The sequence below is a fragment of the Koromonas humicola genome, assembly GCF_059726255.1.
Genome location: NZ_AP040873.1, coordinates 2,640,379 through 2,662,143 on the forward strand (window position 1 = coordinate 2,640,379; position 21,765 = coordinate 2,662,143).

Sequence of the window (21,765 nt, forward strand, 5' to 3'; positions counted from 1 at the left end):
TCCTTATCTGTGCGCTGCCGTAAACGGCAAGTTAGTTGAGGCGGAAGAGCTTACTAGTGCGTGCGCAATTTCAGAGAGCGGTAGCACACGCTGAGACGCACCAAGGCGAATCGCTTCCTTTGGCATTCCAAACACGACACAGGAGGCTTCATCCTGCACCATGGTGATGCCGCCATTCTGTTTGATATTGAGAAGTCCGCGAGCTCCATCCGCTCCCATCCCGGTAAGCAAAGCAGCAACGGCGTGCTCGCGCGCGACCTCAGCAACTGAGTTAAACATCACATCCACGGACGGGCGCTGATAGCAAACCTTCGGCCCTCCCTTAACTGACACGTAGTACCCACCGCTGGAATGGCGGCTAATCACCAAATGCTGGTTGCCAGGAGCAATCAACGCGAGCCCAGTCTCGACTCGATCTCCGTCTTTTGCTTCTCGTACCCGAACCTTGCAACTCTTCGCCAGCCTCTGGGCGAAAGCAAGAGAGAATCCTTCCGGAATATGCTGCACGATCACGGTACCGGGGGAGTTTTCCGGCATCGCTTCCAACACGACTCGAATAGCTTCTGTCCCTCCGGTCGATGCGCCAATTGCGATTAACTTCTTGCTACCCACAACAGGAATTACGGGGGCAATCTTCTTTGCTGGCGGCACCCGACTGGCTACTCTTGCGCACGCCGCGGCGCGCACACGCCCGGCGAGGGATGAGGCGAGGTCCCCGACAGAATACGGGCCACCAGGCTTGGGCAACACGTCCACGGCACCTACTCTGAGTGCCTCTAAAGCTGCAGCACACGATTTTTGGGCGAGAGAACTGATAATGATCACCGGCATCGGCTTCTCACGCATGAGTCCGTCGAGAAACGTGAGGCCATTCATTCCCGGCATCTCGATATCGAGCGTCAGGACGTGAGGAGTGAGCGTGTCAATCTTCTTCCTCGCAATGAAAGCATCCGGGGCGGTTCCAACAACCTCAATATCGGCTTCTTTCGCCAGGCTGTCCGTGAGAATCTTTCGCACGATTGCCGAATCATCCACGACCAAAACACGAATCTTTTCGCTGGTTAGCATTCATTCATTCCAATACGAGGTTGATCCACATGCTTCCGATATCATTCACAATGCTGTATCCGCTCTCGGGCTCGGCACCTTGGGCGTCGGCGGGAGCCTTCACAGGGCTCTCAAGCTTGAACTCTCCAGCGGGATCGAGTTCAGTCAGCGTTGCACCGCATACTATGTTTACCAATTCCAGCAGGACAGATTGAGTCGCGTCAGCATCTCCCTCGGGCTCTCCGAGAATGTCCATTGTCGCTGCGTCGCCGAATTCGAGAGATGACCAAATCTCCATGCGCCCCTTCAGCGATCCTGAGAATGCAATCGCAACACCAACAGGAGTTTCGAGCGGCTGATATGAAGCCGGGACACATTCAGATGCGGATGCAAAGCACATCCTCTCGAAGGTGTTTGAGACCGCATTCGTGATGGCAGACTGCAATACTTCCCGCGGAATTCGCGGCATCTTGAGTGCGCGCTCAATTTCGTCACGCAATGCCTCAGGGCGAAATGGTTTGGGCAAATACCCTGCAACTCCGAGCTCCGACATCCGTGCAATTCGCCGGTTCGTACCATCGCTCGAGATCACGATGACAGGAACATTGCGCAGGCGCTCATCATGATTCATCTCACGGACAAGTTCCTCACCGGTTACCACAGGCATACTGATATCCGTGAGTAGTAAGTCGAAGTTTTGTTGTCGAAGCATTTCAAGCGCCTGTTTGCCATTCTCGGCTTGCAGACACGAATCAATCTCCAGCCCAGACAAGCTAAGGACTCGTCCAACAAGTTTGCGCACCATGGGCGAATCATCGGCAATCAACACATTAAGCGCCATTGAATGTCCCCCTCGCTTCCCGCCCCACTCTGTTGCAGATTGCCGCTCTTTATCCAAACCTTGCCGGTCGCAACTTCGAGGCGGACAGTGCGAGTCATCGCACCTCCAACCTCTTCGCCTCGTACCAGAAAGCCCGCCTGCCAGAGCAGCTTTCTGATTGCCAGATAATTGCGCTTACCCACATTGAAGGCATCGGAGTTTTGCAGTGTCTGGGCACCACCAGCCAGCCAGACAACCGTTCTCTTGCGATCCGCTCCGAGCGACTGTATTCTTGCGAGTAATTCCTTAAGACCGCTGTCTGCAAACATCCAGGGCCGCTCTTTGGCCTTGTTCAGGTCCAACTTCGAGTCGGGTAGCATCAGGTGGAGAAGACCGCCTACCTTTGCGATTGCGTCGTGAGTTATAACTGCAACACACGATCCAAGCGCGTAGGTAGTCAGGATGTCTTCCTGATTACTTGACACTTTCCCGTCACCCATTCCAACAACCAGGGTTGCCATCGACACCTACTCAGATTTCGAAGATGTATTGCGGTAAACGGATGGGCTTACATATTTCAACGAATGTTCAATTCCATTTAGGCTCTCAGCATGACCAATGAGCAGATAGCCGCCTGGCTTTAACTTTCTCTGCAGATTGCGCACCACTTGCTGCTGAGTTGCCCGATTGAAATAGATCATCACGTTGCGACAGAAGATCACGTCGAAACTTCCGTTAATTTGCAAAGGCTCAATCAGGTTCTGCGCCTGGAAACGAACCATCTGCCGAATCTCGTCCTGCACTCTTAACTGATCAGGCTTCTTCGTACCGACCTTGACGAAATATCGTTTGCGCAACGCTGGCGGAATAGTCTGAACATCTGCCTCGCTGTAAATTGCTTCGCGTGCCTGAGCGAGCACCTTGGTGGACACGTCGCTCGCAACGATCTCTGCCGTTTGCGGAGTCAACCCTGCATCGCGGAGACAAAGCGCAATGGAATAGGGTTCCTGTCCAGAGGAAGATGCAGCACTCCAGATTCGAAGGACGCCCTTCCGTGGCGATGACAATATTTCCTTTTTCAGCAGCTCGAAATGTGCGCTTTCGCGAAAGAAGCTGGTGAAGTTGGTGGTCAAAGCATCAACCATCTCGGTGATTGCTTCGCCTGAGCGGTCTGCAGTGACGTACTTGTAGTAATCGGTTAGAGAACCAAGATTGCGTCTGCGCATAATCTTCCCGATTCGCGCAGCGATCATAGCGTCCTTGCCACTCCTCAGATCAAGACCGAATCGTGCATATGCGAGCTGCTGGATCAGCTTGATCTCATGCGCAGTGTTGCCCTGCAGGTTTCCAATCGGCGATGCTTCGCTCATGCGCGCACTTCCATCTGCTGCATATCAAGGATCAGACCGACTCTTCCGTCACCGAGAATTGTGGCCCCTGACACTCCCGGGGTTTGGTGCAGCAATTGGCCGAGACTCTTGATTACGACTTCCTGCTTGCCCACTAGCTCATCTACAAGCAGACAGAACTGGCTACCTTCGGACTGCGCCACCACTAGCACAGCTTCCGTAGGATCGGTGATGGCTCCCGACACTGCGAACTCTCGGTGCAGCCGAACGATAGGCAGCACCCGGTTGTGCAACATCACCAGCTCTCCCCTGCCCTGCACTTTGGACAAAGTCGAAGGAGATGGCCGGAAGATTTCTCGCACGCTGCTGACCGGAATCACGTAACGCGTTCCGCCCACCTTCACCACTAGACCATCGATAATCGCCCTGGTCAGAGGTAACCGGATCGTGAACTTCGTACCGACACCTTCTTTGGACTCTACGTCGACCCGGCCGCGCAGCTTTTCAACCTGCCGGCGGACGACATCCATTCCGACACCTCGGCCAGACACAGTAGTAAGAACTTCGGCCGTCGAGAATCCAGGTGCGAAGATCAGTTCGAACACTTCGGCGTCAGTCAAATCATCATTTGTGATGAGCTTCTTTTCTTTCGCCTTTTTGAGGACTCTATCCCTGCTGATTCCGCGCCCATCGTCGCTAACCTCTACGACTACCTGACTGCCCTCATGGGCAGCCGCGATTCGAATGGTTGCCGACGGATTCTTCCCGGAGACAGCTCGCTGGTCGCGGGTCTCAATTCCATGATCGATCGCGTTGCGAACGATGTGCATGAGCGGGTCAGCGAGTTCCTCGACGATGGTCTTATCGACTTCGGTGTCTTCACCAACAAGATCGATCTTGACCTGCTTATCAAACTTCCTTGCGAGATCGCGAATGATGAGGCTCGTTCGGCGGAGAAGTTGGCCGATGGGAATCATGCGCATACCGAGCGTGGTTCGCTGAACCTCACTCGTGATTTGCGCGAGCTGCGTGATGTTGCGCATCAGATCGAGATTGCTCGATTCATGTGTTTGGAGGTCGGTGCGCACGAGGGATTCCGCGATGACCAGTTCCCCGACCATATCCATCAGGTAGTCAAGCTTGTCGGTATCGACACGTATGGAGTGTCTCTCCGCATTTGAACCGGACTTACTCGGCTGCTCGGAAGCTGCAGCTTCAGGAGCTTTCCCTGGCTGCGGCTCAGGGGGCGACGCAACGGGCGACGCAGCTTTTTTCGGCGCTGCCGCCGGCGCAGGCTGCACGACAGGCGCGGCTGCAACATCTATAGCGGCTTCGGGTGACGGAGCGCTCGGTGCCTCCGACGGAACCTCATTTGCCCCCTCAACCAAGGGCTGCTCGACGCTAACGCTTTGCTCAGTGGCTTCCGGATCCGACGAAGTCTGTGCGGAGGCGTGTTCGATGACTTCCTTGATTTGCACAATGATGCGCTCATCAACCGGCGGCAATGAATTGAGCTTGCCACCCTCAATCGCCTCCAAGCACCGCGAGAGAAATCCCGCTGACGAGAGGATTACGTCGATAACTTCCGGAGTTACCGCCATCTCCTGGTTTCGCGCGAGATCCAAGAGCGTCTCGGTCTCATGCGACAGGCGATATACGCGCGTGAAGTCCAGAAACGCGGCCAAGCCCTTAATCGAGTGGAACGCTCTGAAGATTGCATTCACGGCCTCCGCATCCGCAGGATCTTTTTCCAGCGCTAGCACTTGCTCTTCCGTTACGACGAGGTGTTCCTTTGATTCGACAATGAAGTCGCTTACCAGTTCCGGGTCCGCCGCAATTGATTCTTCTTGTGCGGCTTCTTGAAATGCGCTTTCCATGGTTTCCTGTACTTGAGTCACTGCGTCGCGGAAGTGAACTAAGAACTCCTCGGCCGGGACTATGGCAAGAGCATCACGAGTGGAGGTAGTGAGCTGAGCGAGCTCCAGCGCCCCCGCGGTTGATGCAAATTGGGAGAACAAGTCGAGCTGCTTGAGGAGTTCGGCTATTTCGTCCTTCGCTGGAGCAATCGCTGACATGGATCGCGCAGCCATTGCATCAAGAAGTTGCCGCATCTCAGCTTCAGAGCTATCGTTTATTACGCAGTTCGCCATCTCGCCACTCACTTTGATTTACCTGAACAGCACAGGTTTTTACGCGTTTGCGCTGACCGCCGCCAGGGCTGAAAAGTCCGTGCAATTCACGGCGCGATCTATGTCTAGAAGCAACTTGATTTCGCCACGCGACTTTGCGATACCGAGCAGGTAAGAAGTATCTAAATCGGCGCCGAATGCTGGTGCCGCTTCTACGTCACCCTCAGCGATGTTGAGGACTTCTACCACGCCGTCAACCACAAGACCGACCGGCACGGCATCCCCGCTCGCACCTGCGAGCGAAACCACGATGATGCAGGTCCGGTGGGTGTACTCGACCTCAGACATTTGAAAGCGCAAGCGAAGATCGATGACGGGAATAACTTTGCCGCGAAGGTTGAATACACCCTTCACGTATTGGGGAGTATGAGGTACGGCGGTAATGTCCTGGAGTCCCATGATCTCGCGAACTTTGAGAACACGGATGCCGAAGTGCTCGTTCCCAAGATTGAAGACGAGGTACTTGTCAGAGCGCGTTGGATTCACGCCGGGCTTAGAAGACGTGACTGGACTTTCTAACTGCATGACAGCTCCTATACTCGATTCTGAGTGATTGCTGAACCACTGTTAGTGTCTGGGCCCCCGCGTTTGCGCCTTTGTACTCGCAACGCACGCCAGCACCGGTGTCGCTAGCTGACCATGTCCGGCCCTTGAATGAGCGAAACGACGAAAGGTCCAAAGTCGGTTTCGAATACAGACTCATAAAGGGTTACACCCTGTTGAACCGTGAATTCGAAATCGCTTCCCATTACCACGGTAGGAAGAGAGATCGCACACGGGCTGGCCAGAAGCTCTTTGACTCCACCAGCGGTCATGTTTGCAAGCTCGCCTGCTGCGTCCTGAATATCGCCATGAGAGAGTTCATCAGGTTCGGCGCCAATCAATCGGGCCGTCGCCTGACGTGCTAAGTCCACGCCCATATCCAGACGGATGGCACCTTGCCAACTACCCACAATCTGCACACTGGAGAGAACACGAACCGACCCCGCTTGAAAATCCCGAGGACTCGCTGCTGGAGAGAGAGAAATATTCACCATTGACGACCAGATCTCTGAACTGATCGCGTCAACTTCATTTGAACTTGGGAGAGTTACCATACGCGAAAACCGGCCTTTTCTGAAGCGGATAAGGTGGCAGTTATATCGGCACAATTCTGAGCATCTTCAGCGGAGTTTTGACGAAAGTTCATGCACTGGATGGGATTTAGGAAAAGAAAAGGCGCGAATCCGCTGAAGTCCTTCGGGATTCGCGCCGCGAGCTAGGGAACTTACTGTAGATAATTAAGCAACGACATTGGGCTGATCTTGGCCGCCGCTGCGAGTGTTGCTTGTTGCGCAACCTGCGTCTGAGTCAAGTCAGAGATCACCGAGGTTATATCAGCAGCTACAAGGCTGTTTTCCTGTGTCTTCAGCCCCATCTTCACATTCTGCAGATAGGTGCTGTCAGTGTTCACCTGGTTGATCGACTGGCTATACACGCTACGTTGCAGATTCACAACTTTCAGTGAGTTCGTTATAGAACTCGTTGCTGCTTCAATGCCTGTGGTCGAGTTTGATTGCAACGCATTGATCATGTCGGTCAGGGCTTGCATTACGTTGCCGCTGGCCGAAGTGAAGACGTCGCTACCCGCAACATTCACCTGAACGGACAAATCCTCACCCACCGGAACAGAGTTTGTGTTGGAATTGCCATTGTAGGTGACGCCAGTTGTCGGATCCGAGTTCAGCGTAAAGGGTGCCGCGGTGTTTGCGGTCCCGCCAAACAGGTACACGCCCTGCAACGATGAGTTGGCCAATTGGATGACCTGATCGCGAATCGCGCTGATTGTGTTGGCAATGATCAATCGCTGATCGGCCGACACGGTTCCATTCGCGGCTGTCACTCCCTGCGAGATCGCCTGGTTCAGCTGATCGGTCACGGAACTCAAGGCAGAAGCGGCTGACTGCATCAAAGCTTGAGCGCTGGTGATGTTCTGCTCGTATTGCGCAGCATCTGCCTGTGCCTCTGCGTTTCCGACCGCTAGGGACGCCGCGGCTGGATCATCAGATGGAGTATTGACCCTCTTGCCGCTCGAAAGTTGCTCCAGCTCGTTCTGCTGCCGCTGCTGGATCGTGTTGATAGAACTCAGAAACTGAGAATAGTAATTTGTGGCTACTCGCATATGACCTATGACGTCGTGATCGCGTTCAGCGTTGAGTAGAGACTGTTAATGGTTGAAATGACCTTGGCCGCAGCTTGGTAGGCCTGCTGGTACCGGATCATGTTTGCGGTCTCCTCATCGAGCGAGACACCAGAAATCGCGGACTGTTGCTTTTGCAGTTGGTTCAGGGCAGCGGCTGAGGTGTCGTTGTTGGCCTTAGCAGTCGCGTTTGCGCTGCCAACCGCATACACGACCTGAGCGTACGCATCTGTCGGAGTCATTCCCGAGGGCAACTTAGAATTCTGTACGGCGAGAAGATTCGTAAGGTTGCCATTGCTGCCGCTTGCGCCGTCCGAGCTTGCGGCAATTTGCGAGCCACCAGTGATTGCTAACTTGATTGTCGAGGCGGCGCCACCCACGCCTGTTGTCGAAAAGATCGCCTGCCCCGGATTGCCATTCAGATCGTAGCCCGCTTGATTCGCTGCATTGACCGCGGAGCTAAACTGACTGGCGAGCGTATCCAACTGATCGGAGAATCCCGGGAGAGTGGTCTTTACAAGCTGCAGATTAGCCCCAAGTGATCCGCCTGTCAGCGAGGACGTAATATCCTGACCATTCTGAGATATATGCGGGAGTCCGTCGAATCCGATGGACGAATCGAGTTTGAATGCTTTATTCCCCATAACCAGCGGCGTTCCATCGCCTGTTGTGATCATCTGGCCATCGGACGTCTCCGTTGTCTGGACGCTCGTGAGCTGGGATAGCTGGGTAACCAGCCTATCCCGCTGGTCCTGAATGGATCCGGGGTCTTGGCCTTTCATTGCCACAGAGGCAATCTGAGCATTCAAGTTAGCGATCTGCGTGCTCAGTTGGTTGATCGCAGCCGCGTTCTTCGGAACAGTTTCGATGAGACCAGCGGAGACCAGAGCCACGGAACTGGATGCGCTATGGAACGCGTCTACGAGACTGGACGCACTACTCAGAACAGTCTGGCGCAAGGTCGGATCCGCAGGGTTGGTCGTCAACTGGCTCACAGCATTGAAGAAGGCGCTAATGCTGGATCCCAGACCGCTGGTAGTACTCGAGAACGAGGTCTCGATCTGCGACAATGCATTCGCCTGAGCTTCGGAACTGGCTGACTGTTGCGTCTCATTATTAATCTGCATTTGGAGAACTTCGTCGCGAATGCTCTCGAATCCTTTGAGCGTCACTCCGTTCCCTAACGCGAGCACGCCGCCATCAACGGGCTGTGCTTCCGTGAGATTCACAACTTCGCGCGAGTATCCAGGCGTGTTACTGTTGGCGATGTTATTCGTGGTGACTTCCAGTGCACCCTGAGTTGCCTGCAAAGCACCTGCCGCTATGGAAAGTATGCCATTCAGAGTAGACATCACTACACCTCGCAAGACACCGAACCAGCTTGGAACGTGGCTCCGTGCACTTCATGCTCTTTGTAGCTCTTGCATAGTGCAAAGAGCACTTGGTGGTATTGCGCAGAACGCGAGATCAAGGCTGCGAATGCTAGCCTTTTTTGATCTAAATGCCGCAAGGCAGCGACGAGTAACGAGGTCATCTGAGAGTCGGAGGCACGAAGAACTTGTTTAAGATCGGCCGATTGTAGAAGATCGCAAAGCGTTTGCTGATCTTCAACATGCCTTTCCAAACCAGCAATATCGTTTCGTGAGATTGCAGCCGTTGCTTCGGCAATGTGCTGCTCAAGCTCTCCGATGGTGCCCAGAAATGAGGAAGGACTCACTTCCCCTTTATGCTCGACCTCTGGTCGCATACCCAACCTCCGGGAAGACCGCGGGCGTGGCCGGGAATTCCCTTCACAAATGGCGCCAACTACACGTCCTTGTTCTGTATTGCCTTGGCGATCTCTTTCGGATCAAGCCGGTACATCCCTGACTGAATCTGTTGCTTTAGAGCATCGACCTTGGCCTGCCGAACATCTGGGGTCGCCATCGCCTTCGCTGCAAGCGAACTCACAGAGGCTGCATCGTTTCTGAGAGAGGTCCGATCTTCGACCCGCTCCTGAACGGATGGAGACTGCTCACTTACTTTCCCGGTTGCGCTCTTGTCGAGTTCAACTTGGTTGTTTGAAACTTGGTTTGCATCAATTCGCATCTTCTATCTCCAGTGAGACCGCTTCCTATATCGGCATCCCCGGAGGAAACTTTAGAATTTTTTAATAATTCACTTCAGCGGAGTCTCAGACGCCTTTTCAGAGGCCGCCGACTGTTGCTCAAGTTCCGCATTCTTATGGAGTTGCGAAGAAATCATTGAGGCGATGCCGATTCCCCCGGAACTGGTGAGAGCGCTGGCAACCGCTTGCATTGCATAACCCTGGAACTGATTCTTGGTCGGATCTTTTTCCTCATCCTCATTCGATCCCGGTACCGAGGCAAACGACTTTTCAGCCGATTGTAGCCACGTGCTCAGCAGGATCGACTCAAACTCTCGCGCGGACCGGTCAATCTTCTTCGACTCTCCGGAGGACGACTGCGCCTGATGAGTCAGGTTGTTAACCTTTGCAGCCGTAAGTTGGGAAAAGGCATTCGCCCCAATTTGTCCGATTTCGCTCATTTTAGAGTACCTCCAGCTCGGCCTGAAGCCCGCCAGCAGCCTTAATCGCCTGCAAGATCGCAACGATGTCGTGAGATGTAGCGCCGATTGCATGTAAGCCATTGACCAGTTCCTCAACGCTTGCGCCCTCAGCCATTCGAATGCTCTTTGCGGGAGCATCCTGGGCACTGAGCTTCGTCTCAGGAACTACCGTGGTTTCTCCGACCTTGGAGAACGCGTTCGGCTGTGAAGTCACGAACTTCGTGGTGACTTCGATTGATAGCCCGCCGTGCAACACAGCAACTGGGGACAAACTCACATCGCCGCCCATGACAATGGTTCCCGTACGTTCGTTCAATACGACCTTTGCACGTGGGTGTATTAGCACCGAGACGTTTTGCACGCGCGCCAGCAGCGCAGTTGCCGATGGCTGACCAGCTCCGGGCACGTCGATGTCGATTCGGCGACTGTCGCGTGGAATTGCTACTTCCTTTCCGAAATCGTGGTTGATCGCTTCGGCAACGTCGCGCACGGCGGTGAAGTCTGCATCGCGCAACGAGAAGGACAGAACTTTTTCATTCGATAGATCTACCGACGTGTCACGTTCGACGATGGCTCCCTCAGGAATTCGACCGACGGTCGAGTGATTGACCATCTTGACGTTTCCGTTGCCGCCAGCGCTGTAGCCACCCAGAGTAAGCGGCCCTTGCGCGAGCGCATATACCTGACCATCAGGGCCCTTCATGGCTGTGAGCAGAAGCACTCCGCCTTCCAGGCTTCTGGCATCACCAATGGAAGAGACGGTGACATCGATTGTGAATCCGGGCCGCGAGAAGGGGGGCAACGACGCGGTCACGAATACCGACGCTACATTGTTGACGCGAGCAGAACTTGCAGGGACCTGCACGCCAAATCTTTCCATTGCGGCTGCAAGGGCCTGCGTTGTGAATACAGTCTGTCGTGTGTCACCTGTGCCATGCAGACCCACGACAATACCGTATCCAATCAGGGGATTGTCACGCACGCCAGAGATCGTCGTGATGTCACGCACAAGAACCCTACGAGTGTCCTTTCCCGCCTCTGCCCAACAAACACTGGAGAGAAGGAGCAAACACACGAGGAAAACCCGTTGCTTTGCTTTTCGGTATCTCATTATCAGAATCCGGCGAGCCACATGAAAATGCGTGAGATTGCGTTAGGACCACGCGTTGCGTCGGTCACGAGGCCTTTACCCTTAAGTTCCACTTCAAGATTCATCAACTGAGTGGACAGCACCGAATTGTTTGAGCCGATATCACCTGGCCGAACGACTCCGCGAACGATCATTGTTTCTTTCTGGCTATTGATGGAGGTTTCACGCTGCGCTTCGACGACTAGGTTGCCATTCGGTAGCACCGACACGACTTGGCCTGTCAAGCTCGTCTGCAACTGGGAGCTCGCCGCAACCTGCCCCGTTCCCTTGAGCTGTTGAGAGGAACTCGCGTTGATGATCGGATTCAATGCCGGGGGTGCATGGCCTGCGATCCCGGTAACTGCGGAATTGGCAGCGAAGGTTCTGTTTTGCGCAGAGTTGCCATTACTCTGTGCCGACGTTTGTTCGACTACCTGAATGATGATCGTGTCATTCAGCCGTGCTGCTTTGAAATCGGCCGCAACATCCGCGAGTGGTGCATTCGGAGTCCAAAGGCTGCCGGTTGTTCTCTCAACTGGCTGCGCGACCGAAGACTGCTGCACCTTTCGAACATAGGCGGCGCGCATGTCGGCAGAAGTATCCTTCTGCTTCGCTTTGGCACAGGCCGGCAGAGATGCCATGACGAAGAGGAGGCCAATTGCAAATTGGAGTACCTTGGCCTGAGACATCATTTTCAAAGCGAACTCCTTAGCATTGCAGGACCGACAACCTCTGCCTGATACACTCGCTTGCGATCTGTCGATGACACTCGGATTCTTTCTCCGATCTTTCCGTTTTCAAGGCACACAACCGGCACTCGAATTGTCATTTCCGAAGAGGTGATTTCCAGCGTGACGACACTTCCCTTCTTAAGCGTCGGAGTGACAACGGCATGCGTCTTTTCAAGCTTTGGAAGTCTAGGGGCCCCCTGCACAGAAGAGGACTTCACAACAGCGTAGAAAGGTATGCACGAAGTGCGATCAGCACAGCGCAGCATCACTCGTGTGACATCTGACGATAGCTGTTCCAACTTCATGCATTCGAGGTCTGGATGTGTTTTCGAAGCCGGAATCGAAGCAGTGAGAGACACCTGTTCTTTCGCAACATTGACACCTTTCTCTCTCATCGCAGCAACGACATCATCTGCTGTGATGAAAGCAGCCTCTGATTGCGCGTACAGTGCGCCAGCCAGAAGCACGCTTGCGAAAATGTGCCAGCTCAGCCTCATGATCTTTACCTAGCCAACTGATTAAGCTGCTGCAACATCTGGTCAGCCGCCTGCACCACGCGCGAGTTCGATTCATAGGATCGTTGCGCGAGAATCATCTGAATGAACTCTTCAACGACGCTAACGTTCGACTGCTCAAGCATTCCCTGCTGAAGACTTCCGAGTCCTTCAGAGCCTCCGGGAGTGCCAACGATAGGATCGCCTGATGCGGTAGTCGCTAGCATCAAGTTATTGCCGATGCTGTTCAGACCACCCGGATTGGCAAACATTGCTAGCTGAACCGAGCCCACTTGCTGAGCGGCACTCTGACCGGGAATCGTGACCGAGACGGTTCCGTCGGAGCCGATCGTGATGTTCTGTGCATTCGTCGGAATGGTTACAGCCGGTTCGATCGCGTAGCCATCTGCGGTAACCAGATTTCCTTGCGCGTCCATCTGGAATGCACCCGACCGCGTATAAGCAATTTGGCCATCCGGCATCTTGACTTGGAAGAAGCCAGTGCCTTTGATGGACATGTCGAGCGGATTTCCGGTGCTACTAAAATCACCCTGTGACTGCACGACCTCAGAAGCAACCGGTCGAGAGCCAAGGCCGATCTGCAGTCCTGTCGCAACCGTGGTCTGCTGAGTCGAAGCCGCACCCGGTGTCACCATGTTCTGGTAGATCATGTCCGAAAACTGCACACGGCGCTTGCGAAACCCAGCAGTGCTAGAGTTCGACAAGTTGTTTGCAATGTTGTCGAGGTTCATCTGTTGAGCGGTCATACCGCTGGCTGCTGTATATAGAGAACGAAACATTGGGATTCCTTATGGATTCACGCGCGGAAGTTCTTCCGTTGCTGTCTTATTGAGATCAGAGTTAAAAAGCGAAAGCGCTTTCTCCATCATCTCGGCCTGGCGCTGAATGTTGATTAATTCAACCGCGCTGTTCACCGGATTCACGTTGGAGCCTTCGAGCACGCCCTGCTGCACAGAGGATTTCGTCGATGCTGTCGCGGCCGCGGCAGGAGCTGACAAATATTTGTTACCCATCGCCGTAAGCGAAGTATTGGCCGGGAATTCTACGATCTTGAGGCGTCCCGCAACCGCACCGTTCACCGAGACAGTGCCATCCGTTGCGACATGCACTTGTCCGCCTGACACATTGATTGGCCCCTTCTCACCAAGGACGAAATCACCTTCGCCAGTCGTCAACTGACCTTTGGCTGAGACCTGGAAATTGCCGCTGCGTGTGTACACCGGCCCGGCACTTGTCTGCACGGCGAAGAAGCCAGGGCCATCAATCGCGAAGTCAAGATCGTTGTTAGTATGCTCAAAGTTGCCCGGGGATAGATCAGTTCTAGTTCCACCCAGAAGACCGTAATTGTTGACCGCACGATTGAGAGGCGATGCGCCAGTGGGGGAAACACTAGCGAGAATGCTTCGAAACTGATTGCGCTGTGATTTGAAACCCGCAGTATTCGCATTCGCGAGATTGTTCGCGACCGCGTCCAATGCTTGCGTTTTAGACATCAGCGCCGTACAAGCTGCATAGAATCCGCTATCCATTTGGATCTCCGCTTTATCTAGAGCAAGCGAATTACCAGAACGCGGATCCTTGTGAGTGATGTAAGTAGCTGAAAAACTGTGTAAATCCAAACATACGAATGAGAGCTACATTAGCTCTCATTCAGAGCTTACTGCGCTCTCATTTGGCAGTGCCCGTAATCTGAGAATTGGAAAAGGCGGCTCATGTACATCGTACGGATAGTGCGATCATCGAGCATGCCTTCAAGACGATCATCAAGGCTCTGCAGGAAAGGCTCAATGCCTTCCGCAAACTGCACCGGAAGATACTTCAGCACGAACTCACTGGACGTCGAAAGACGATCTTCGGAGCGAGTCTCGGCCCACAGGATCGACCTGTCAACCCACGCGCGGGCGAAGCTAACGACGCGCGATAACGAGGTCATTTCGCCGCACGAGACATGATTATGAACATCGGTCAGAAAGTCGGAAGCGAATGTTGGCAGGTGCCAGCGCGTGGCAAGCTCCACGGCATCGAAAGGCGTGCATTGGAATCCGGCCCAGCCGATTCCCTCAACAACACGAGGCAACTGATGCATATTATGTATCAGTCCACAGATGTAAGCCTGTTCGCTCTCCACTCCCAATTCGAGAAAGTACGACGCGGTCGCCTCAGACACGATGGCCACCAACTCCGCTTCTTTCCAGAACGCCTCGGCTTCCTGGGACAGAACCTTGGATGGACAACACAGGGGGGTCGATACGGTCAGGAGCGAGGTTCCAAGCTGAACGATGCAGTCGGAAATTCGCTGCGCTCCCGGTTCAGTACCGGATCCGCAATGTCTGAACATTTGGATGAGCAGGCCAAGATCGGAGCGGACCAACTTACATACCTGCTCAAGGTCGATGACCGGTGCTTTGAGCAAAAGCTCCAGTTGAACCACTGTTCTGGCTAGTGCTGGAACCTCTTCGGGGGCATGCACAAAGGCCACATGCTCGCCCCCCATCATTGAATACGGCAGATTCAGAACTGTATCCGACATAACACCTACTCGCCGCAGTTCTATCGGCAGAACTGCCCGACTTCATCAGCAAGTATGTGTTCCGCGTGATCATATTCTGCTCAGAATGTCCATTGAAAGCTTTGCGCCCTCGAGCCGGCTCCAAACGTAGTTCTGGCAGACGCAGAAGCTCGCGGTAGAAGAATCTATCTGCCACGCGTAGTTACGCGCGATAGAAGCAATTTCAGACGTGCTCGAGGGCTGTTCAAACACAACCTCCTCGGCCTCCTGCTGTGGTTGCACCCGTGGCAGGTGGGATTCGAACTCATCACGCGTGATGAAACATGGTACGACCGTGCACCGAAGCATCGTCTCCAAGGTGGTAACGATTCGATGCTCTACAAATTCAGCCATGCCGATTACGAGCTTCTTGGTTTTAGCAACATAATGCACAGGCAACATGCTGTACATCTTCATCAGCGATGACGGGAAATGCAAAGGAAGCCGTATCTCCCTGTCGTGAAGCGCGAGAACCGGATAGCCCCACTGCGAAGACAGGACAGTCGCAATTTGCGGTTGGTTCATGAATCCGAGTTCCATCAGATTCTCGCCAATTCTGCCGCCCTTCTCCTTCTGACGCTGAAGAGATAAACGCAACTGTCTATCCGTAATCAGACCGAGAGAGAGAGCTGACAACCCGAAAGGCAGCCGAGGTCTGCGGGTCTCTACTCGCAGTCTTTGACGGGAGCGGAGCCGCGTGAGAGTTTCGCGCGTGGCGGACTCAAAGCAATCTGCACTGCAGAACCAATCATCGCCGATCGACACGCCGTCCGAGCGAAACGGAAACGACAGTTTTGAACGCGATGTGCATTCAGACGAGGCGCACTTGGGCAAGAGTTGATTCTGTACGGCTGGTAATGCGTAACGTAATAAATGGCGCATAAACTCTAGTTTCCTTACGACAACATAGAACGAGCATCGATTGGACCAAGTTCGGTGACCCTCAGTCCGTAGTTTCCGTCGACGATTACCACTTCGCCGAGAGCAATGACGCGATCGCCGAGCAGAAGTTCCACAGGCTCATCGACCTCACGATCAAGTTCGACCACGGAGCCGGTAGTTAAATCTGCGACCTCGCTCAAAGTGAGTATCTTCTGTCCAAACCTAAGCGTCAGCTCTAGTTCGACGTCCATGACCAAGCCGAGGTTCTGCGGGCCGGAATCGTCTACCGGCTTGCTGGGTTCGGCTACCGGCGGTGGAGGTGGTGCGGGAGCCTCGGCGGCTACGGCCTGAGTGAGGGAATCCTTGAGTCGCTGCGAAATGCACAGTCTCAGTACAACAGACTTATCACCAGATGCCGGTGACAGCACAATTTCTGAATCGCTGGATGACTTCGCTTCTTCGCGGACGACCTCGATGGCAGCGGCCCCAAACCGATCGCGGAGAGAGTTCGCCATTCCGCCTGCGGTCTGATTCACAATCTCCTGCAACGCATCTTCCTGCTCAGACTCTGCCATCTCGTCCGACATGCCAAGAAGAACCGACGCAAGAGCAGCCATGCCTGCCTTGTTCACAAGGACGGTAAGGTTGCCACTCAGCTCACCTGAGAACTGGAGTGAATAGCAAATTTCATCTGCCCCGTCTGCAGTCGCTGCGGCGTCGCCATCTCCCAACGGATAGGCTTCTCCGACAGTTTGCTCGAACACCGAAGAGAAGGACTCACAAAAGAGATCTCGAAGAATGCGGGTGGAGTCTATGGATGCCATCGTTAGCCCTTTCTCTCGGAACGCTTCGAGTAATCACGGGCATTGCGAGTACTCAATTGTGCTGCGCGCTTCACTCCAACCCTAACGGGAGTACCATCAAAAATCGGACGTCCGCTGACAAGCAAGGAGGCTGACGAAGTCTCTGGGACATTGAAGGTCAGCACTGATCCAGCTTTGGCTTGGAACAATTCGCGAACCTTTAGCCGAATCGCAGGTATGCCGAGCATCACCTGGAAGTCACAATCATTTAGATTCCTCCGCAACCTGGCGCTCACGCCTTCCGAACCGCGGGGGCGACGATACTCCCAGTCAATCGAAAGCTTACGAAGCATGGCGTTGCTGACGGTTGCAGGAAAAACGAGGTTCATCGTTCCCTTGCTCGCGTTGACGCTCACCTCGAAGCTGAGGGCAAGCACCTTTTCCTGCGGAGGAAGAAATCGCTGGATCTGCATGGTGGAGTGACGTTCGCCGAGATCGATTTCGAACCCGAGCGGTGCCCAACCTGTGCCGAGTTCACGAGTAATGATCTTGGTTACGCCGTTCATGATCTGCTCTTCGATCTCGCTGACCTCTCGCGAAATGTCGAGCTGCTTTCCTGAACCTCCGAGCAGAACGTCCACGATTGGAAAGACAATCGCGTGATCAATTTGCAGAGCGGCCATTACACCTTGAGGGTTCAACTCAAGTGCAACAAGGTAAGTGAGCTCGGGGACGGTGGCTAAGAACTCCTCAAACATGAGTTGTTCAACCGAGACCAATGACACTTCGAATGGAACGCGCAGGTACGCGCCGAGAGAGTGCGTAAGGCTCTTCGCCACGGATTCATGCAGGTTTGTAATTGCACGCGCCTGATCGTTGTGCATCTGACCAGAGCCGCGAGGATCCCACAGTTGCACGAACTTCGTCGGCGCCGCGTCAGCATCGGCCTTGCGAGCATGACCGAGGATGACGTCGATTTCCTGCTGGCTTAGGATCTTGCCCATGTGGATGCCTCACTCTTCTTCGGAAGAAACACGGCAGGCCCGATCTTTCTCGACAGGCTCTTGCGCAGCCTGAAGATTGCAGCCGAATGAATCTGCGAAACCCGCGACTCTGCGATTTCGAGCACCTGAGCAATTTCCTTCATCGTCAACTCTTCGCGATAGTAGAGGGACAGGATTCGCTGCGAACGCTCGTCGAGCTTCGCCACGGCTTCGGCAAGCAACTCGCTGTTCTCTTCTCTAAGGCAAATGTCAAACGCGTCCTCGCCCATGGACGGAGCGCTCTCGATCAGGTCGTGCACCTCCGAGCGATCGTAGGCCGCACTCACGTTTTGCGACACAACAAACAGCCCGTCAATCTGCGACAGAGTGTCGTATAGCTCCTTCAGGTCCATGTTCAATTCGTCAGCGATCTCTTGCTCATTCGGTTGGCGCCCCAATTGCAATTCCAGCTTCGCCGCTGCGGCGTCAATTTCGCGACCTTTGCGGCGAATCAATCGTGAGCCCCAATCAAGCGCCCGCAAGCTATCCACGATGGCTCCGCGAATACGGAATTTGGCATAGGTCTTGAACAGCACGGGCTTGCTGGCATCGAAGTTGTTCGCAGCTTCGATCAAACCGATCACTCCAGCGTTGACGAGATCTGACAGTTCGACATTTTGCGGCAGACGTTCTCGAATGCGTGACGCGATGTAGTGCACCTGCGGCAGTTCCTCGAGAATGAGGCGATCACGTTCGCTCATGTCGTATTGTGTGTTTTGATAAGCGCGTTCGGGGCGTCGGGACATAGGATCCTCTTCTTTGCGTTACCGTACGGAACCGATTGCCTGTACTTGGACAAGCGGCGGAATCTCTGTTGGGCTAATAACAACAACCTTTGGCAGGAAGGGCTCAAGCAGTCGCCTGAGATAGAACCTGCCGGGCGATGAACACAGTAAAACTGGCGGTGCGTTCAGCACTTGCTCTCCGAACGTCGTACGTAAACCGTCCAGAACACGACGTGCGACCGATACTTGCAACGTGCCATACGACATTCCTGAAAGCTGTTGAGTGGCGGCTCGGCTGCACTCTTCTTCCATCGCTTGATTCAATGTGAAAACCTTCAGTCCGCCGGTCTCATCGAGCAAACCGCGCACAATTCCTCTTCCCAGTGCCTGCCGTACGGCTTCGACGAGAATGACCGTGCTCTTGTTCATCGGCGCAGTGTCAACGAGGACTTCAAGGATGGTGCCGAGATCTCGGATCGAAACCTGCTCACGCAAGAGTTGTTGCAGCACCTTCTGCGTTTCTCCGAGCGTGAGTAGTTTCGGAATCAGTTCATCCACGAGCTTCGGATGCGACTCACTGAGGCGGTCAACCAAGCGCTTCGTTTCCTGCCGCGTCAGCATTTCATGCGCATTCTGCTTGATCAGTTCAGACAGGTGCGTAGCGAGCACGGATGTTCTATCCACAACGGTGTATCCGCTCGACAACGCCTGAGCTTGCAAGTTTGGCGAAATCCACTTAGCGCCAACGTTGAATGCAGGGTCTTTGGTTTCGATGCCGGGCAGGGCCGGCGAATTGGGATCAGAACTGATGGCCAGCAGACTATCTCGGCGCAACTCCCAGCGGGCGATCTCTACGCCGCGGAGATACACGACGTACTCCTGGTCCTTCAATGAGACGTTGTCAGTGATGTGAATCGACGGCACCAGGAATCCCAGGTGCTGAGCGAGGTTCTTGCGGACCGAACGAATCTTCCCAAGTAGTTGCCCGCCTTGTTTGGCGTCCACCATGGGTATAAGCCCGAGTCCAACCTCAAGCATCAGTTCATCGAGCTTAATAACGCTCTCAATCGCTGCATTGGGTGAAGCTGCCTGCTGCCCAGGTCCGGCAGCAGCATCCGTGGTTGCATCGCCTTCGGCAGGCTTTGCTGCCGGCTCTTTAATCCGGCGTGCAACCATGATCAGAACGCCACCTATCACCAGGAACGACAGCTTGGGCAAGCCCGGTATCATCGCAAGCGCAAGTAGTACACAGGCAGTGATCCAAAGTGGTTTGGCGCTACTAAATAGTTGGGTCGACAGGTCACTCCCAAGCGCTTTTCCATCAGACGACGCGCGAGTCAGGACGATGCCGCCAGCAACCGACACCAGCAACGACGGGATCATGGTAACCAGACCGTGGCCAACGGTGAGTACCGTATAGGTCTTCAGCGCGTCGGCAAATGGCACACCTTGCTGAAGCACTCCGATCAGGAATCCGGCGACGATGTTTATGACCGTGATCAAGATGGTCGCCATCGAATCGCGTTGGCTGAATCGCGCCGCGCCGTCCATTGCGCCGTAGAACTCAGCCTCGTGTGCGATTGCCTTGCGACGTGCACGAGCCTGCGCCTCATTGATGAGGCCCGCGTTCATATCGGCGTCGATCGCCATCTGCTTCCCTGGCATCGCATCGAGGGTGAAGCGCGCAGTCACTTCAGCAGTACGCACCGCACCGTGACTGATGACGAGAAACTGGATTGCAATCAAAGCTATGAACAGAACGAAGCCGACGACGTAATTACCGCCGACGACGAACTTGCCGAACGCTTCTATAACGGTGCCCGCTGCACCCATGCCCTCGTTACCGTGCAGCAGAATTCTTCGACTACTCGCCAAATCGAGCGAGAGACGGAAGAGCGTCAGTAGTAGCAGAAGACTTGGGAACACGGAGAACTCGACAGGCTTCAGCAACTGCAACGCAGTCAAAAGTACGAGAACGGAGGCAGTGATGCTTAAGGAAAGCAACAGGTCGAGTATGAATCCCGGCAATGGCACGAGCATGACAAACACTACGCACACCACAGCCAGAGGCACGATCGATTCACTTCCTGCAGAACGTATGGTGTCGAGCAGGCCTTTGTTGTTAGCCATTATTGTTGACCTCCATTCCCCGGTGTTCCCCGGCGATTTCGCGCGGCGGCTGCACGTGCTGCCTCTGCTCGCGCACGGAACACGAAGGCGAGAATGTCAGCGACGGCGGTGTAGAGCTTGGCTGGGATCTGCGAACCTATTTCAACGGATCGGTATAAGGCTTGAGCAAGGGGACGATTCTCGATCGTCGGTATTCCGTGCCAACGCGCAACTTCCTTGATCTCTTGCGCGAGCAGGTCTTGCCCTTTCGCCACAACAATTGGGACGTCCATGTCGAGTTCGTACTTCAGAGCAACTGCAAAATGGGTGGGGTTCGTGACCACGACTGTCGCGGTCTCTACCGCTTTGACCATCTTCTTTCTGCGAACTTGCCGTTGGAGCGACCGGATCTTTCCCTTCACGGCTGGATTGCCTTCTGACTCCTTGAACTCTTCCTTGAGTTCCTGGTGGCTCATTTTGAGATCGTTCTCCATTCGGCGCCAGGTAAGGAAGTAGTCGACTCCGGCCCAAACGGCGAGGACGAGGCCGCATTTAAAGAGCACCTCAAAGCAGAGCGATCCAAGGAACAACGTGTAGGTGCGCAGGCTAACCATGGAGGCAGTGACGATCTGCGTCCAGTGCGAGGTGAGGATGCCTGCGCAGACGTAGAGCATGGCTGCGAATGGCAGTAATGACTTCAGCAGCCCCGCGGCTCCGGATATTGAGAACAGTTGTTGAAGCTTGGTGGCTGGATTCAGACGTTCGAACTTGAATGCAAGTGCCTCCGGCGCGAGGACAAAGCCACCTTGCGCAAAGCCGACAGCGACGCAGGCAGCCCACGCTGCCAACATTGCAGGGACAGCCCATCGCACAGTCTCGAATACGGTCCACAACAGTATTGGACTGCTGAATGTGAGCGGTTCCGACGTGGCGACATCGAGCATGCTTCTATACATCCCCTGCCACCGCTGAAGCGCATTCGGACCTGTCCACACCATTACCGCGATTGCCGTTCCCGAAGCGGCAAGGTTCGTCAGGTCACGTGAACGCGCAACCTGGCCTTGCTCTCTCGCCTTCTGTCTTCTCCGTGGAGACGGCTTTTCTGTTTTGTTCGATTTGTCCGACATC

23 protein-coding genes are annotated in these 21,765 nt (G+C 54.4%); all 23 read right to left on the reverse strand.

Translation table 11 applies throughout. The features are described 5' to 3' along the window. Positions 1-3: 3 nt before the first annotated feature. The 23 genes from AC6IZD_RS11450 to AC6IZD_RS11560 all read right to left on the reverse strand — a co-directional run bounded on the left by AC6IZD_RS11450 (position 4) and on the right by AC6IZD_RS11560 (position 21,764). On the reverse strand, positions 4-1,068 hold the full coding sequence (locus AC6IZD_RS11450; RefSeq protein ID WP_497783444.1) for a protein-glutamate methylesterase/protein-glutamine glutaminase: 1,065 nt from the start codon (positions 1,066-1,068) through the stop codon (positions 4-6). A gap of 4 nt (positions 1,069-1,072) precedes the next feature. Further along, positions 1,073-1,888, reverse strand: a complete 816-nt coding sequence (locus AC6IZD_RS11455; RefSeq protein ID WP_497783445.1) for a response regulator — start codon at positions 1,886-1,888, stop codon at positions 1,073-1,075. Further along, the gene (locus tag AC6IZD_RS11460) at positions 1,870-2,388 is read right to left on the reverse strand and encodes a chemotaxis protein CheD (protein ID WP_497783446.1); all 519 of its coding nucleotides are present in this window, start codon (positions 2,386-2,388) and stop codon (positions 1,870-1,872) included. The genes AC6IZD_RS11455 and AC6IZD_RS11460 overlap by 19 nt, the downstream gene beginning before the upstream one ends. A gap of 6 nt (positions 2,389-2,394) precedes the next feature. Beyond that, entirely contained in the window at positions 2,395-3,237 is an 843-nt protein-coding gene (locus tag AC6IZD_RS11465; RefSeq protein ID WP_497783447.1) for a CheR family methyltransferase, read from the reverse strand. Further along, positions 3,234-5,327 (reverse strand): chemotaxis protein CheA, encoded by a 2,094-nt coding sequence (locus AC6IZD_RS11470; RefSeq protein ID WP_497783448.1) that lies wholly within the window; start codon positions 5,325-5,327, stop codon positions 3,234-3,236. Before AC6IZD_RS11470 ends, AC6IZD_RS11465 begins: the two co-directional genes overlap by 4 nt. A gap of 78 nt (positions 5,328-5,405) precedes the next feature. Next, positions 5,406-5,930: a chemotaxis protein CheW gene (locus AC6IZD_RS11475; RefSeq protein WP_497783449.1), complete on the reverse strand. Its 525-nt coding sequence runs from the start codon at positions 5,928-5,930 to the stop codon at positions 5,406-5,408. Positions 5,931-6,034: 104 nt separating this feature from the next. Then, complete coding sequence (locus tag AC6IZD_RS11480; RefSeq protein WP_497783450.1) at positions 6,035-6,442, reverse strand: chemotaxis protein CheX; 408 nt, start codon at positions 6,440-6,442, stop codon at positions 6,035-6,037. A 230-nt stretch (positions 6,443-6,672) separates the two neighbouring features. After that, a complete protein-coding gene (gene flgL / locus AC6IZD_RS11485; protein WP_497783451.1) occupies positions 6,673-7,566 on the reverse strand; it encodes a flagellar hook-associated protein FlgL in 894 nt (297 codons plus the stop codon). A gap of 5 nt (positions 7,567-7,571) precedes the next feature. Continuing rightward, on the reverse strand, positions 7,572-8,936 hold the full coding sequence (gene flgK / locus AC6IZD_RS11490; RefSeq protein ID WP_497783452.1) for a flagellar hook-associated protein FlgK: 1,365 nt from the start codon (positions 8,934-8,936) through the stop codon (positions 7,572-7,574). A gap of 454 nt (positions 8,937-9,390) precedes the next feature. Further along, a complete protein-coding gene (flgM, locus tag AC6IZD_RS11495; protein ID WP_497783453.1) occupies positions 9,391-9,672 on the reverse strand; it encodes a flagellar biosynthesis anti-sigma factor FlgM in 282 nt (93 codons plus the stop codon). Positions 9,673-9,741: 69 nt separating this feature from the next. After that, positions 9,742-10,131: a hypothetical protein gene (locus tag AC6IZD_RS11500; protein WP_497783454.1), complete on the reverse strand. Its 390-nt coding sequence runs from the start codon at positions 10,129-10,131 to the stop codon at positions 9,742-9,744. Position 10,132: 1 nt separating this feature from the next. After that, a complete protein-coding gene (locus tag AC6IZD_RS11505; protein WP_497783455.1) occupies positions 10,133-11,263 on the reverse strand; it encodes a flagellar basal body P-ring protein FlgI in 1,131 nt (376 codons plus the stop codon). Between the two features lie 2 nt (positions 11,264-11,265). Then, positions 11,266-11,973 (reverse strand): flagellar basal body L-ring protein FlgH, encoded by a 708-nt coding sequence (locus AC6IZD_RS11510; RefSeq protein ID WP_497787579.1) that lies wholly within the window; start codon positions 11,971-11,973, stop codon positions 11,266-11,268. Between the two features lie 2 nt (positions 11,974-11,975). Beyond that, the gene (locus AC6IZD_RS11515) at positions 11,976-12,509 is read right to left on the reverse strand and encodes a flagella basal body P-ring formation protein FlgA (protein WP_497783456.1); all 534 of its coding nucleotides are present in this window, start codon (positions 12,507-12,509) and stop codon (positions 11,976-11,978) included. Between the two features lie 5 nt (positions 12,510-12,514). After that, a complete protein-coding gene (flgG, locus tag AC6IZD_RS11520) occupies positions 12,515-13,306 on the reverse strand; it encodes a flagellar basal-body rod protein FlgG (RefSeq protein WP_497783457.1) in 792 nt (263 codons plus the stop codon). 9 nt (positions 13,307-13,315) lie between these two features. Then, positions 13,316-14,056 (reverse strand): flagellar basal-body rod protein FlgF, encoded by a 741-nt coding sequence (gene flgF / locus AC6IZD_RS11525; RefSeq protein ID WP_497783458.1) that lies wholly within the window; start codon positions 14,054-14,056, stop codon positions 13,316-13,318. Between the two features lie 128 nt (positions 14,057-14,184). Beyond that, a complete protein-coding gene (locus AC6IZD_RS11530) occupies positions 14,185-15,057 on the reverse strand; it encodes an HDOD domain-containing protein (protein ID WP_497783459.1) in 873 nt (290 codons plus the stop codon). A gap of 69 nt (positions 15,058-15,126) precedes the next feature. Next, entirely contained in the window at positions 15,127-15,957 is an 831-nt protein-coding gene (locus AC6IZD_RS11535; RefSeq protein WP_497783460.1) for a cyclic di-GMP-binding domain-containing protein, MshE-related, read from the reverse strand. A gap of 14 nt (positions 15,958-15,971) precedes the next feature. After that, complete coding sequence (locus AC6IZD_RS11540) at positions 15,972-16,781, reverse strand: FliM/FliN family flagellar motor switch protein (RefSeq protein ID WP_497783461.1); 810 nt, start codon at positions 16,779-16,781, stop codon at positions 15,972-15,974. A 2-nt stretch (positions 16,782-16,783) separates the two neighbouring features. Then, positions 16,784-17,764: a flagellar motor switch protein FliM gene (locus AC6IZD_RS11545; RefSeq protein ID WP_497783462.1), complete on the reverse strand. Its 981-nt coding sequence runs from the start codon at positions 17,762-17,764 to the stop codon at positions 16,784-16,786. Beyond that, positions 17,749-18,549 (reverse strand): sigma-70 family RNA polymerase sigma factor, encoded by an 801-nt coding sequence (locus AC6IZD_RS11550; RefSeq protein WP_497783463.1) that lies wholly within the window; start codon positions 18,547-18,549, stop codon positions 17,749-17,751. Before AC6IZD_RS11550 ends, AC6IZD_RS11545 begins: the two co-directional genes overlap by 16 nt. An 18-nt stretch (positions 18,550-18,567) precedes the next feature. Further along, positions 18,568-20,658: a flagellar biosynthesis protein FlhA gene (gene flhA, locus AC6IZD_RS11555; RefSeq protein WP_497783464.1), complete on the reverse strand. Its 2,091-nt coding sequence runs from the start codon at positions 20,656-20,658 to the stop codon at positions 18,568-18,570. Beyond that, the gene (locus AC6IZD_RS11560) at positions 20,658-21,764 is read right to left on the reverse strand and encodes an EscU/YscU/HrcU family type III secretion system export apparatus switch protein (RefSeq protein WP_497783465.1); all 1,107 of its coding nucleotides are present in this window, start codon (positions 21,762-21,764) and stop codon (positions 20,658-20,660) included. The genes flhA and AC6IZD_RS11560 overlap by 1 nt, the downstream gene beginning before the upstream one ends. Position 21,765 lies beyond the last annotated feature (1 nt).